Annotated in this window: 12 protein-coding genes; 7 read left to right on the plus strand and 5 right to left on the minus strand. The window is 72.6% G+C overall.

Going from position 1 to position 13,115, the window contains the following annotated elements; translation table 11 throughout:
* Positions 1–36 precede the first annotated feature (36 nt).
* From N912_RS0121215 to N912_RS0121230, 4 genes are all read left to right on the plus strand, one after another.
* Positions 37–1,353, plus strand: a complete 1,317-nt coding sequence (locus N912_RS0121215) for a cytochrome P450 (RefSeq protein ID WP_051580550.1) — start codon at positions 37–39, stop codon at positions 1,351–1,353.
* The gene (locus N912_RS0121220) at positions 1,338–1,973 is read left to right on the plus strand and encodes a DUF47 domain-containing protein (RefSeq protein ID WP_028923983.1); all 636 of its coding nucleotides are present in this window, start codon (positions 1,338–1,340) and stop codon (positions 1,971–1,973) included. Before N912_RS0121215 ends, N912_RS0121220 begins: the two co-directional genes overlap by 16 nt.
* The gene (locus tag N912_RS53545) at positions 1,974–2,960 is read left to right on the plus strand and encodes an inorganic phosphate transporter (RefSeq protein WP_281176285.1); all 987 of its coding nucleotides are present in this window, start codon (positions 1,974–1,976) and stop codon (positions 2,958–2,960) included.
* A gap of 73 nt (positions 2,961–3,033) precedes the next feature.
* The gene (locus N912_RS0121230) at positions 3,034–3,357 is read left to right on the plus strand and encodes a hypothetical protein (RefSeq protein WP_028923984.1); all 324 of its coding nucleotides are present in this window, start codon (positions 3,034–3,036) and stop codon (positions 3,355–3,357) included.
* Between the two features lie 6 nt (positions 3,358–3,363).
* Here the strand turns inward: N912_RS0121230 and N912_RS0121235 are convergent, their stop codons facing one another.
* Both N912_RS0121235 and N912_RS53550 read right to left on the minus strand, forming a co-directional pair.
* Entirely contained in the window at positions 3,364–3,600 is a 237-nt protein-coding gene (locus tag N912_RS0121235; RefSeq protein ID WP_028923985.1) for a DUF6158 family protein, read from the minus strand.
* Complete coding sequence (locus tag N912_RS53550) at positions 3,597–7,739, minus strand: cation-translocating P-type ATPase (RefSeq protein ID WP_051580551.1); 4,143 nt, start codon at positions 7,737–7,739, stop codon at positions 3,597–3,599. Before N912_RS53550 ends, N912_RS0121235 begins: the two co-directional genes overlap by 4 nt.
* A gap of 93 nt (positions 7,740–7,832) precedes the next feature.
* Here N912_RS53550 and N912_RS53555 point away from each other — a divergent pair, with 93 nt between their 5' ends.
* On the plus strand, positions 7,833–8,822 hold the full coding sequence (locus N912_RS53555; protein WP_245645365.1) for an alpha/beta hydrolase: 990 nt from the start codon (positions 7,833–7,835) through the stop codon (positions 8,820–8,822).
* A 2-nt stretch (positions 8,823–8,824) separates the two neighbouring features.
* On the plus strand, positions 8,825–9,499 hold the full coding sequence (locus tag N912_RS0121250) for a DapH/DapD/GlmU-related protein (RefSeq protein ID WP_037065802.1): 675 nt from the start codon (positions 8,825–8,827) through the stop codon (positions 9,497–9,499).
* On the opposite strand, the gene N912_RS0121255 is transcribed toward N912_RS0121250, so the two are convergent.
* Positions 9,485–10,225 (minus strand): glycosyltransferase family 25 protein, encoded by a 741-nt coding sequence (locus N912_RS0121255; RefSeq protein ID WP_051580645.1) that lies wholly within the window; start codon positions 10,223–10,225, stop codon positions 9,485–9,487. The two genes, N912_RS0121250 and N912_RS0121255, sit on opposite strands and share 15 nt — an antisense overlap.
* 23 nt (positions 10,226–10,248) lie before the next feature.
* Positions 10,249–11,421: a hypothetical protein gene (locus N912_RS65210; RefSeq protein WP_211261325.1), complete on the minus strand. Its 1,173-nt coding sequence runs from the start codon at positions 11,419–11,421 to the stop codon at positions 10,249–10,251.
* A gap of 146 nt (positions 11,422–11,567) precedes the next feature.
* On the opposite strand from N912_RS65210, the gene N912_RS0121265 reads away from it, so the two are divergent.
* Positions 11,568–11,813 carry a hypothetical protein gene (locus tag N912_RS0121265; protein WP_028923989.1) on the plus strand — a complete coding sequence of 82 codons (246 nt, stop codon included), beginning with the start codon at positions 11,568–11,570 and terminating at the stop codon, positions 11,811–11,813.
* A 384-nt stretch (positions 11,814–12,197) separates the two neighbouring features.
* Here N912_RS0121265 and ku read toward each other — a convergent pair whose 3' ends face one another.
* Positions 12,198–13,112, minus strand: coding sequence for a non-homologous end joining protein Ku (ku, locus tag N912_RS0121275; protein WP_028923991.1), 915 nt, complete (start codon positions 13,110–13,112; stop codon positions 12,198–12,200).
* Positions 13,113–13,115 lie beyond the last annotated feature (3 nt).

Below are 13,115 nucleotides of genomic sequence, written 5' to 3' on the forward strand. Positions count from 1 at the left end.
CCGTGTAGACGCGCGCCCCTCGGGTAGGTCGACGTCATGCGACCTCCGAGTACCGAACGCCCGGCCCACGAGACCACGGACGCCGGCGCGACCCGCGCGTCGCTGCTGGACACCGCGCTGGTCCTGGGCGGCGTGCTGCTGCCGTCGGTGGTGATCGGCGTGATCAAACGGCGCCCCCGGCTGCTGCGGCTGGCGCGCCGGGCGCGGCTGGACAGGATGTCCATCGCGCTGATGCGCCGGTTGCGGGACCGCTACGGCCCGGGGCCCCTGGTGCTGCCGCTGCCGATCAGGCCGATGGCGCTGCCGCTGAACGCCGGCCACGTCGAACGGATCCTGGCCGACGCCGACACGTTCCATCCCGGCGGGCACTACAAGCGGCTGTCGCTGCGGCACTTCCAGCCGCACGGCGTGCTGATCTCCGACGAACCCGAGCGGTCGGACAGGCGCGAGCTGAACGAGGACGTCCTGGAGACCGACCGCCCCGAGCACAGCCTGACGGCCCCGATGACGGCGGTCATCCGCGACGAGGTCTCGGCCCTGCTCGCCGCCCGCGACCGGCTCGGGTGGGACGAGTTCAACGCGGCCTGGTGGTGGATCGTGCGCCGGATCGTGCTCGGCGACGCCGCCCGCGACGACCGCGAGCCGACCGACCTGCTCGACCGGCTGCGCAGGGACGCGAACTGGGCGGGGTTCCACCCCCGCCGGGAGGGGGTGCGCCGCCGGTTCGACGCCGCGCTGCGCCGCCACCTCGACCGGGCGGAGCCGGGCAGCCTGGCCGGGCAGGTCGGCGCCCGCGCCGCCGACCAGGTCCCCCACTGGCTGTTCGCCTTCGACGCCGCCGGCATGGTGACCTTCCGCGCGCTCGCGCTGCTCGCCACCCACCCCGAGCAGGCAGCTCAGGCCCGTACGCCGGGGCCGTACGCGGGGGCCTGCGTGCTGGACACCGTGCGGCTGTGGCCGACCACGCCGCTGCTGCTGCGGGAGGCCACCCGGGACACCGACTGGGGCCGGGTGCGGATCCCGCGCGGCACCCAGTTCGTGATCTTCACCCCGTTCTTCCACCGGGACGCCGAGACGCTGCCCTACGCCGACCGGTTCGCCCCGCGGGCATGGCTGGACGGCACCGCGTCCGCCGAGGCGGGCCTGGTGCCGTTCAGCGCCGGCCCCGCCCGCTGCCCGGGCCGGGACCTGGTCCTTCAGGTCACCGGCACGGTGCTGGCCGAGCTGACCGCCGGCCACGAGTACAGGCTGCTCGCGCCGCCCAGGCTGGACCCGGACCGCCCGCTGCCGGCCACCCTGGACAACTTCGGCCTCACCTTCGCCGTCCGGACCCGGCAATGGCCTTCCGACTGACGCCTCGGGAACGGGGCTTCTACCCGCTGTTCACCGACGCCGCCGCCAACATCGCCGACGCGGCGCGGCTGCTGGCCGAGCTGGTCGCCGCCGCGCCGGGCGCGCGCGGGGAGCTGGCCAAGCAGATCAAGGACCTGGAGACCCGGGGCGACCGGCTGACCCACCGGATCCTGACCAAGCTCAACTCGACGTTCATCACCCCGTTCGACCGGGAGGACATCCACCTGCTCGCGTCCCGGCTGGACGACGTGCTGGACGCCATCGAGGAGGCGGCCGACCGCACGGTGCTCTACCGGCTCGGCGAGCTGCCCGCCGGCGTCACCACCCAGTGCGAGCTGCTCTGCCGGGCCGCCGAGGCGACCGCCGCCGCGATGGCCAAGCTCGCCACGCTGTCCCGGCTGCACGAGTACACCGTCGAGGTGAACTCCCTGGAGGACGCCGCCGACTCGGTCTACCGCGACCTGCTCGGCGAGCTGCTCACCCCCGATCTCGCGCCCGCCGACGTGGACGTGCTCGGGATCCTCAAGGTCAAGGAGGTGGTGGAGACCCTGGAGGACGCGGCGGACGCGTTCGAGACCGTCGCCAACACCGTCGAGAGCATCGCGGTCAAGGAGGCCTGAGTGGAGCTCGCCTGGGTCCTGGTGGTGATCATCGTGGCGCTCGGGTTCGACTACACCAACGGTTTCCACGATGCCGCCAACGCGATCGCGACCTCGGTGTCCACCCGCGCCCTCACCCCGAAGGTGGCGCTCGCGGCGGCCGCCGTGATGAACCTGGTGGGCGCCTTCCTCGGCACCGAGGTGGCCGCCACCGTCGGCCAGGGCATCGTGGCCGCGCCGAGCGGTGTCCCCGGCCTGCTGGTGGTGCTCTCCGGCCTGCTCGGCGCGGTGGCCTGGAACCTGGTGACCTGGTACTTCGGGCTTCCGTCGTCGTCCTCGCACGCGCTGATCGGCGGGCTGGTCGGCGCCACCCTGGCCGCGAGCGGGACGGTCCGCTGGGCCGGGGTGGTGGACAAGGTCGTCATCCCGATGCTGGTGTCCCCGGTCGTCGGGTTCGTGCTGGCCGGGCTGGTGATGGTGCTGCTGCTCTGGGTGTTCCGGCGCGGCCGCCCGTCCCGCCTGAACCGGGGCTTCCGCGCCGCCCAGACGGTCTCCGCGCTGGCCATGGCGCTCGGCCACGGGCTGCAGGACGCGCAGAAGACGATGGGCGTGATCGTGCTCGCGCTCGTGGTCGGCGGCTTCCACCAGGGCTTCGCGGTCCCGTGGTGGGTGGTGCTGTGCTCGGCCGGCGCGCTGTCCGCCGGCACCTACTCCGGCGGCTGGCGCATCATGCGCACCCTCGGCCGGCGCATCGTCGACCTGGACCCGCCGCGCGGCTTCGCCGCCGAACTCACCGCCTCGTCCGTGCTGTACACCACCGCGTTCGTGTTCGCCGCGCCGATCTCGACCACCCAGACGATCACGTCGGCGATCCTCGGCGTCGGGATGACCAACGCCGCAACTCGGTACGCTGGACCGCCGCCGGCGAGATCGCGCTGGCCTGGCTGCTCACCCTCCCGATGGCGGCCGCGACCGCCGCGCTGGCCCACCTGGCCGTCCGCGCCCTGACCGCCCCCACATAGTCGGGCCCAGCGCGGGTAGTTGCCGATGTTGTGACAACCGGTCGCGGAAGGAGGGTGTCGTGCCTCAGCAAGCGTGGAGCAACAAGCGCGAACGCCAGTACGAGCACATCAAGGAGGGTGCGAAGAAGCGCGGTACCGGGGAGGGCAGGGCCGAGGAGATCGCCGCCCGTACCGTCAACAAGAACCGGGCGCGGGAGGGCGAGTCCGACCGGGCCAGTCGCACCTCCACCCGGGACGTGTCGCCGCAGCGCCGGGGCGGGAAGCGCTCGCACTCGGGCCCGAAGGGGCGTACCAAGCAGCAGCTCTACCAGGACGCGAAGCGCCAGGGCGTGAAGGGGCGCTCGAAGATGACCAAGGCCCAGCTGGAGCGGGCGGTGAGCTGACCCTCCCTAGGGCTGGCCGGCGTTCTTGCGTCGGCCGGCCCTGGTCCGCTCTGGGTCGGGCGCGCCTTCGGCGGGGAAACGGTGCAGGAACTCCCGTTCGAGCGCGAGCATCCGCTCGGTGTGCGTGCGCAGCGCCGACTCGCTGCCGCCCAGCAGCGTCTCCTTGCGCGTCTCGTACAGGTGCCACAGCTCGCGGCGCAGGTCGTCGTCGCCGAGGCTGGCCGGGGCGATACCCAATGTCATGACCGATCGCCTTCCCGTCGGGGTTGGATGTGCGGGCCGATCGCCGCGGTGCCGATCGCGGCGCCCACGCCCGCCCAGCCGATCGGGCCGAGCGGGGTGCAGCCGAAGAAGTGGCTCAGGCCAGGGGTCTGGACCACGGCGGCGAGCGCGGCGGCGGACCCGAGGCTGGTGGCGACCACGAGCGGGCTGCGTTCCCGGCCGCGCAGGGTCTGGGTGAGCTGCGAGCCGACCAGCCCGCACAGCGCCATGGTGCTGGTTCGCCGCGCGCTGCCCGGGGTGAGCGTGCCGATCAGCCAGGCGGTGCCGGCGCCGACGCCGGTGAGCACGCCCCGGCGGCGGATCTGCTCGATCAGCGGGGCGCCGAGCAGGTCGGGGGTGGCCGGCGGGAGGTCGGTCGCGTCGCTGGGGGTGACCGCGACGGCCATCGCCGGGAACATGTCGGTCAGCAGGTTGACCAGCAGCAGTTGTCGGGTGGACAGCGGCGAGCGGCCGCCGACCAGGGTGCCGAGCGCGCTGAACCCGACCTCGCCGGCGTTCCCGCCGACCAGGATGCCGACCGCGTCGGCCGCGCTGTGCCACAGGGCGCGTCCCTCCGTCACCGCGTCGACCAGCACCGTGAGGTCCCCGTCGGTGACGACGACGTCGGCGGCGTTGCGGGCGGCCGCCGAGCCGCGCGAGGCGATGCCGACGCCGACGTCGGCGGCCCGGATCGCGGCGGCGTCGTTGGCCCCGTCACCGACCATGCCGACGACCCGTCCCGCCGCCTGCAACGCCTCGATGACCTGCAGCTTCTGCTCCGGCGCCACCCGTGCGACGACGCCGGCGTCGCGCACGGCCTCGGCCCGGCCGGCGCCGTCGAGCGCGGCCAGCTCGTCGCCGGTGACCGCCGTGGTGTCCGGCGGCCAGCCGAGGTTCTTCGCGATCGCCAGCGCGGTGGCGGGATGGTCGCCGGTGAGCATCACCGGGTTCACCCCGGCCGCGCGCAGGCCGGTCACCAGGGCCTCGGACGTCTCGCGCGCGGTGTCGGCGATGCCCAGCAGGCCGAGCGGCTCCAGCTCGCCCGTCGAGGCGTCGTCGTCCAGGTCGGGGGTCTCGTCGTCGGCCAGCACCCGCCGGGCCACCGCCAGCACGCGCAGGCCCTTGTCGGCCAGCTCCTCGGCCAGCTCCTCGGCCAGCTCGTCGGCCAGCTCGTCGGCACGGCCGCCGCGCTCCAGGACGACCTCCGGGGCGCCCTTGACGATCAACTGCCGGACGCCCTGCTCGTCGGTGCCGACCGTGGCGGAGTACCCCCTGGCCGCCTCGAACGGCAGCCCGTCGAGCTGGCGCCAGCCGGGGTCCGGCGGCGCGGCGGCCAGCACCGCCTCGTCGGTGGCGTGCTTGTCCGCGGCGTCGCCGTCCGGGCAGGCCCGCGCGGCGGCGGTGAGCACGGGGTGTGCCTCGGGATCCTCGGCGCGGTGGGTGGATCTGTCCGCCGAGGCGACCTCGACGACGTGCAGCCGGTTCTCGGTGAGCGTGCCGGTCTTGTCGAAGCAGACGGTGTTCACCCGGCCGAGCGCTTCGAGCGCCCTCGGCGCCCGCACCAGCACGCCACGCCGCCCCAGCCGCCGGGCCGCCGCGAGCTGCGCGACGGTGGCGACCATCGGAAGCCCCTCCGGGACGGCGGCCACCGAGACGGCGACCCCGCCCCGCACCGCCTCGCGCACGGGTTGTCCGCGCAGCAGCGACAGCCCGGTGACCGCCGCGCCACCGGCCAGGGTGAGCGGCAGCGCCCACCGGGTCAGCTCGCCCAGCCTCGCCTGCAGGCCCGGCGGGGTCGGGTTCCGGGACGCCAACGCCACCGCCCGACCGGCCTCGGTCTGCGCGCCGATGCCGACCACCAGCGCGGTCGCCCGGCCGGTGACGACCGTGGTGCCCTCGTAGACCATGCACCGCCGCTCGGGCAGCGAGGCGCCCGGCGTGGCCGCCACCTGCTTGAGGACGGGCAGCGACTCGCCGGTCAGCGCGGACTCGTCCACCTCGAGGTCGGTCAGCTCCAGCAGCCGGGCGTCCGCCGGGACCACGTCGCCGACCTCGAGCGCGATCACGTCACCGACCGCCAGCCGGTCGATGTTGACCAGCCTGGTCGTCCGCCCGACGACGCGGCGGGCCTGCCGGCGCTGGCCGCGCGCCAGGCCGGACAGCGCCTCCTCGGCCCGCAGCCGCTGCACGCCGCCGGTGACCGCGTTCAGCCCGATGGCCCCGGCCACCAGCAGCGCATCGACCGGCGAGCCGAGCAGCGCGGACGCGGCCGCGCCCACCGCCAGCACCGGCGTCAGCGGATCGGCCAGCTCGGACGCGGTGGTGCCGGCCAGGCGCAGCGACCAGCGCGCCGGGGTCATCGCGGGGTGCTCCAGCCCCGCCCCGGCGGTTCGGCGCGCCCGCCGCACCAGGGTCGTCAGCGTGCTGTCGGCGGGGGCCTGCGACCGGGCGAGGCGGTGTCGGGCCTGGTCGGGGGCCAGGGCGTGCCACTCGACCCGGTGGTGCGGGGTGGGCGGGCCGGCGGTGGCCACCGTCAGCGCGGCGGCCCAGCCCGATGCCAGTGCCCCGGCCGAGGCCACGTCCACCGGGCTGACCGGCAGCCTCGGGCCGGCCACCAGCGCGAGCCCGGACAACGCGGTGCCCGCCTCGGCCAGGATCCGGCCCCGCCGTCCGGCCCGCCGCGCCGCCGGAACGGCCGCCAGCAGCCGCCACACCCCGTCCAGGCCGTCGGTGCTCGCGTCCGCGCTCCAGACCACCGCGCTGCCCGGGTCGGTCACCGAGACGGCCAGGTCGCCGCGCAACAGGCCGGCGAGCAGCTCGCTGTGCTCGTACCGGCAGGACAGCCGGGCCACCGTCAGCACCGTCCGGCCCTGGTCCTGCAGCCGGCGCACCAGCCCGGCCAGCGGCTGGTCGCGCCCGGCCACCTCGTCGGCCAGCGCCGCGAACTCCCCCAGCCCCGGGTCGTCCACCACGACCACCCGCAGCCCGGCGCGGCGGGCCGCGTCCAGCACCGCGTCGGCCAGCGGGTCGAGCGCGCCGTCGGTGTGCCCGCGCCCGCACAGCGCGCTCGGGTGCAGCACGACGGTGTCCACCCGTTCGAGCAGCCGCAGCCGCTCCGCGTCGCGCACCCGCACCCCCGCCCTGGCCAGCACCACGCCGACGCCGGCCGCGAACGCCGCCGGGCCGTAGCGGGCCGCCCTGGGCGTCCCCGCCCGCACCGCCTCCGCCGCCCCGTCGAGATCGCCTCGGACCAGGGCCACCGCCGAGGCGAGCAGGCTCGCGGTGGTGGCGGCGACGGCGTACCTGTCGCTCGGGCGCTCCGGATCCGGGCGTTGGACCGGCCGGTCGCCCGCCCCTGCCGCCCGTTCGGGCGTGGACAGCTGGTCCTGCGCGACGTCCCGGGCGGCCGTTCGTGCCACCGCCTCCACCAGCTGGCTGGCCCGCAGCGCCGAGTCGAGCACCAGCGGGGTGGGCGAACAACCCAGGCCGTGCGCCACCGCGTTCACCGCGGCCACCGTGAGGTCGGCGGCCGAGCCACCCAGCCGGTCCCGCAGCGCCGAACGGATCCGGGGGTCCTCGCGTACCAGCGTGGCCAGCGCGGTCGCCATCCCCGGCGAGTGCCGCACCCGCAGCGCCCGCCCGGCCACCGCGGCGGCGGCACCGACGGCGTCCAGCGCGAGCGCGGTCGCGGCCAGCCGCACGTCGTCGACCTCGCCGGACGGCGCCAGCTCCGTGGTGTCCGGCTCGCCACCGTGGGCCAGCCCGTGCCGCTCGGCCAGCTCGCCGATCCGTCCCGAGACGTGCTCGACCACCGCGTCCTGCGTCAACTGGACGACCAGCCGCTCCGGCCCGCCGTCCCAGTACGCGAACAGCACGTCCGGGTGCTCGGCCAGGGCCAGCGCGACCGCGCGCGCCGCACTCATCACCGCCCGCCGCCCACCCCGGCGCCCACGCAGCCGCACGTGCAACCGACCGCCCGCCCGCCAGTGCTCGCCGCCGACGGTGACCGCATTGCGCGCCACCCGCCCCGTCCGAGCCGCCGCCCGCACCAACGCCGACGACGTGCCGACCGCGAGCCCCACCCCGGCGACCGGCAACCGAACCAACGAACCCAGCCCCATCACGCCACGTCGGTACCCCTGCACGCCGACCAAAAACCCGCGCCCCACCGCTCAGCCGGCTGTGTTGTCGACAGGCCGCGTGGAAGGCTGGGCATGATCGTGCTCGTTCGGCGCTGTATGAAGTCCCGCGCGGTGGACACCGATGCTGATCGTCGTGGTTCAGCATCTTGGCGTGGCCGATTGGTGTTCCGGCGATCGACCCTGTCCTGGCAGCATGGCGCGGTGGCTGAACCTGGTGGAGCAGCGGTGACAGCGGGCGGCGGCGAACCGGTGCGTTTGGCGTCGGTGGATGGGCTGATGCTCGATTCGCGGCTCCACCGGCCGCGCGCTGGCTCTGCGGGCGACAGGTTCGGGTCAGTCGTGCTGGTCCACGGGATCGACACCGACATGGACGAGGGTGGCATGTATCGACGGCTGGCCGAGCGGCTGGCCACGGTCGGTTTCGGGGTGTTGCGGTTCTCGTTCCGTGGTCATGGTGCGAGCGATGGCACGCAGCGAGGTATGACCATTGCTGGGGAGATGCTGGATCTCGATGCTGCCGTGAGTCGGGCACGTGCTGAGTTCAGCGGGCCGTTGACGGTGCTGGCGTCGAGCTTTGGGGCTGTGTCGGCGTTGGAGTCGTTGCGGTATCTGCGCCCGGATCGGCTGGTGTTGTGGAACCCCATCCTCGATGTGCGACGTACCTTCATCGAGCCTGAGTTGCCGTGGGGCCGGGAGAACTTCGGCCCGGAGCGGTGGGAGGCAGCGATGCGTGATGGCGCGTTGATGATCGACGATAGCTTCGAGCTCGGCCGGACGGCGCTCACCGAGATGTCGCGATACCACCCGTCCGGGGCATTCGCCGCCAGCACGATGCCCGCGTTGGTTGTGCATGGCGAGCTGGACACTTATGTCTCCTACGAGATCGCGCGCGATGCGGCTCGTGCCAGGGCATCGGATGCGCCGACGGAGTTTCACACCGTGGCGGGTTCGGATCACGGCTTCGACAGCCGCGAACGCGAGGACGAGGCGATCACGGTGACCGTGGAGTGGCTGAGCCGACACGATGACGATGTGTCGCTGTCCCCGGCGCAGGCCGGCTGACGGTGGTCGACCTCGACGCGCTACGCGGCGAAGTCCGGCGCGCAACAGGTGTTGTCGTAGGTGAGGGCGCCGTGTTCGGCTGCCCGAAGGAGGCCCGGGTTCAAGCGGCCATGGCGAGCGGCACCGGTGAAGTCGGGCGGTGTGTCGACATCGGTGCTGGCTGTCTGATCTTCAACCATGTCGTCCTCTACGAGGGGGTTCAGCTCGGCGAGGGTTGCGTTGTCGAGGATCGGGTCAGGGTGGGCTATGACTCGGTGATCGGAGCGCGATCCCGGTTGCTGTATGGCGCGTACATCTGTGACCGCGTGCAGATCGGTTCGGGGTGCCGCGTGGCCGGGTTCGTGTGTGACGGCACCTGGATCGGCGCGCGCTGCTCGGTGATGGGTCAGCTCGTGCACGAGTACACCCGACCGCATCAAGGCTGGTGGGCAGTTGACGAAGAGCCGCCCCGGATCGAGGACGACAGCATTGTTGCTTTCGGTGCCCACGTGGTGGGCGGGGTGACGGTCGGGCCACGCAGCTACGTCGCCGCCGGCGCGATCGTTACTCGGGATGTACCGCCCGAGCACGTTGCCACTGGCGCCAACGAGTTCACGCCGGCTGACCAGTGGACCGGGACACGGTTGCGGGACTGGATCGAGCATTGGCAGAAGCCGGGCAGATCAGGCGCTCGGTAGGTAGTCGCCGGCCGGCTCGGTGACGAACGGTGAGTCCTCGGTGTCGCTTCCTGCGTCGTTCTTGTCCCGTTGGGTCACCAATGCTGGCTCGAACGCCAGGGCGCGCATACACGGCGGGAACCGTCGTTGCAGGTCAAGACGGGGGTGTGGGTGGTAGAGCGCGGGCAGGAACTCGTCGACCGGCACGACGGCGGATTCCAAGCGTGCCGACAGGACGGCATCAAGGCCAGCGCGTGTGAGTAGGTAGGCGAACGTGCAGTGGCTGTAGCCCGGCGTCACCATGCCGTCGATGGGTCGACCGTCGGGTAGGTAGGCCGGCTGGTCGGGGTACAGCGGGAAGCGGCCGAGGTAGAGCAGCTCGAACGGTGCGGGGGCACCGAGCTGCTTCAACCGCGTCAGGAGGGTGTCGAGCAGCGAGACAGGGGTAACGGCGTCGTCTTCGAGCACCAGCGTGTAGTCGGCGCCGAGTTCGGCGGCGTGGCGCCAGCAGGCCAGGTGAGCCAACGAGCATCCGATCTCGCCGTACTTCAGTGGCCGGCTCCACCATGGGTTGTCCGACTCGATCTCCCACGGGAAGAGCCGGTATCCGCCTCGGTCGAGTTGGTCCAGGCTCAAGGAGCGGCCGTCGAACGGCCCGTCCCAGTCCGAGGTGTAGACCGGCGACAGCCCGGCGGGCAGTTGGGCGGCGATGTGCGCGCGCCGGTCCGGCCGCCTGCGCAGGTTCACTACGTAGCAGCTCAGGCCGCCGGTCACGACAGGTACCGACGGGAGTTGTCGGCAATCACCTCGAACGGCTCGTCCGGGCGCGCTCTACCCATGGCCAGGAGCGGACCGGAGCCGGCAAAGCCGGCGACGTCGGTCATCCCGCCAACGCGACGAGCCTCGGTGACCACCACGGCGTCGCCGTCTCCGATGTGGTCGGACACCCATGCCGCGTTGCTCGCCCCGACTTGCCCCCCAAGGAACGCCTTCGCCGCGCCCAGCACTCCGAGCGTGAGGCATCCCCCGAGCAGTACGGCCGTGGTGCCGGACGCCAGGCGCAATCTGGTGAACACCGCGACGTCATGCACCAGTTCGGCGCGCGGTGTCCAGACCGGGCCGAGCCGCAGGTTGCCGAGCTGCGGGACGATCAACGGATCGTCCTCCCCGAGCGGGTGTGGCTCGAAGTAGTAGGGCAACTGCGGGAGGAACTCGCGGTACTTCGCGTTCCACGGCGGCCCGCCGATCACGATCATGGTCGCGGCGTCCGTGTCGTCGTGGTGCTCGGCTGGTGCGAAGTCTCGGACCGCCGCTGTCGGGGCGAGTTGCGCGAGCCTGGTCCGGACGTAGATCAACGTGTCGAGATCGGCGAACTTCGCGTAGCGCAGATAGTTTCGGTCTCCGGGCTGCGCGTACTCCGGGGCTTCCTCTGGCGGAATCTCCGAGCACACGACGTCGACGCGAGAACCTGGGCCGATGCTCCAGAACCGCCGCAGCACGTGATCGGTGTCGCGGGCACCATCGGCGGCGACCGGAGTAGCCCGGTTGGTCGGCTCGGATGCCATGACGCCGGAAGCGATGATCACTGCCAGCGCGTCCAGCACCCGGTCTGCTCGACGCCGGACGGTCTTGGCCGTACAGCCCAAGGCCGCCGCGAGTGCCTCCTGGCGTTCGGTCAACGTCGGGTAGGAGTGTTTCGCGCCGAGGTTGAACTCGGTCCGGGCGATCAGTTGATCCGAGTCACTGAGCCGACCGATCGCGCCCACCAAGCGCTCGACCACAGCCAACGCGACATTGGCCGGCGAGTCACCCTCGGCGGCCGGGCCGATCAGGCAGCGACGCAGCGCCGGGCTCGAACCAAGTACGACTTGCGGCTGTGCGAGGCCCTGGCCCTGGCGTAGGCGTTGAAGCTCGGGCTTCATCGAGGCGAGATCAACACCCATGATGTCCAGTTTATGTCCAGAGCCTAGACGCGCGTGGGCAGCCCTTCGTACTGCGTTTGGCCTGGTAGGAACTGCCGGCGCTCACGACGATTGATCATTGTGTGCCACAGGTCACGAAGCTCCGTTCGTAGCAGGGCGGCCGAGCGGTGAGCCGCTACCACTTGCACGCGCGCCTGCACGAGGGGCCGCTGGGCGCTCCGGTGCGCAACGAGCTGCAAACCCACGAGAACGACGACCTCTCAGAGGTCGAGCACCTGGCCAAGGTGCTGGCCGATGCCGGGTTCACCGTCTGGATCTACGACCACGGCAACACGGCTGTGCTTCCGGGTAGCAGCGACTACCGAACCGTCCTCAAGTACACCCCCGACGGCAAGGTGGTCGACTACCGATGAGCGTGCTCCCGCTTAGCCGGCGACTCACCGCGATGGTGCGCCCGTGGACGGTGCAGGTCAGGTTGGAAGGCGAGCGCGCGCCGGTAGAGGAGTCGGCCCCACGATGTTTCGCCAGTCAGGCGAAGGCCGTCGCATGGGCCGTCGCCGAGCTGGAGCGCCTACAGGACTCCGAGGGACACCGGCTCGGCGGTGAGGACTGCCTTGCGTACGCCGCGCATGTGCAGGGACCAGGCCAACTGCGCCGGACCGCTTTCGTGTTCAGCGCTTGGGAGCCGATCGAGTGGGACTGGCCATCCGGCCGCTCATGATCTCCGGTCGGCGGCCGGTGTCGCTCTGGCCCTGCCGCCGACCGGCCCCACGGTCGAGCACCGCCCAGAAGGCGGCTCAGGAGGCCGCGCGCTGGACGGCCTCGGCGAGCTCGTCGCGGTTCATCGACGACCGGCCGGAGATGTCGTACTCGCGCGCCAGCTCGCGCAGCTCGGACTTGCTGGCCTTGTCCAGGTCGGGCCCAGCGGTGCCGCCGCGCTTGCGGCCCTTCCTGACGCTGCGTTCGAGCGCCTCCAACAGGTCGGACACCTCGGTGGGCGCGGCAGGCTCGGACTCGGTCACGATCTCGCGCCCGCGCCGCTTGTCCTCGATCAGCTTCTCGACCCGGTCCCGATAGGAGTCCCGGTAGTCCTCCGGCCGCCACGGCCCGCTCATCGACTCCACCAGTTGGGCGGCCATGTCCAGTTCCTTGGGCTTGGGCTTCACCCGGCCGGGCAGGTGCTCCAGGTCCCCGGGGTCGCGGACCTCGTCGGCAAAATAAAGGGTCTCCAGCGCGAGCACGTCACCATCCGCGCGCACCGCCGCCAGGTACTCCTTGCCCCGCATCACGAAGCTGCCGATCGCGGCCCGGCCGGTCTTCGCCATCGCGTCGCGCAGCAGCGCGTACGGCCGGGCGTACTGGTCGGCCGTCGGGGCCAGCCAGTACGTGCGCTCGAAGTGGATCGGGTCGATCTCGGCCAGGTCCACGAAGTCCGAGATCTCCAGGCTCCGCGAGCGCCCCGGCGCCACCGAGTCCAGCTCCTCCTGCTCGACGATCACGTAGTCACCACCGCCGACATCGGCGCCCTTGACGATGTCGCGGTAGTCGACCTCACGCCCGGTGCGCTCGTTCACCCGCCGGTTGCGGATTCGGTCCGAGGTGCCCCGCTCGAACTGGTGAAACCGAACCGTGTGGCTCTGCACCGCGCTGAACAGCCCGACCGGCACCGACACCAGCCCGAAGCTGATCGACCCGGTCCAGATCGCCCTCATGGC

It is taken from the genome of Actinospineispora acaciae DSM 45401, assembly GCF_000620785.1.
Classification (GTDB): Bacteria; Actinomycetota; Actinomycetes; order Mycobacteriales; family Pseudonocardiaceae; genus Pseudonocardia; species Pseudonocardia acaciae.

Bases quoted from the DNA above. Each gene is read 5' to 3' on its own strand.
- N912_RS0121215 (WP_051580550.1), top strand. From the start codon at position 37: ATGCGACCTCCGAGTACCGAACGCCCGGCCCACGAGACCACGGACGCC.
- N912_RS0121220 (WP_028923983.1), top strand. From the start codon at position 1,338: ATGGCCTTCCGACTGACGCCTCGGGAACGGGGCTTCTACCCGCTGTTC.
- ku (WP_028923991.1), bottom strand. From the start codon at position 13,112: ATGAGGGCGATCTGGACCGGGTCGATCAGCTTCGGGCTGGTGTCGGTG.
- N912_RS53550 (WP_051580551.1), bottom strand. From the start codon at position 7,739: ATGGGGCTGGGTTCGTTGGTTCGGTTGCCGGTCGCCGGGGTGGGGCTC.
- N912_RS0121235 (WP_028923985.1), bottom strand. From the start codon at position 3,600: ATGACATTGGGTATCGCCCCGGCCAGCCTCGGCGACGACGACCTGCGC.
- N912_RS53555 (WP_245645365.1), top strand. From the start codon at position 7,833: ATGATCGTGCTCGTTCGGCGCTGTATGAAGTCCCGCGCGGTGGACACC.
- N912_RS65210 (WP_211261325.1), bottom strand. From the start codon at position 11,421: ATGGGTGTTGATCTCGCCTCGATGAAGCCCGAGCTTCAACGCCTACGC.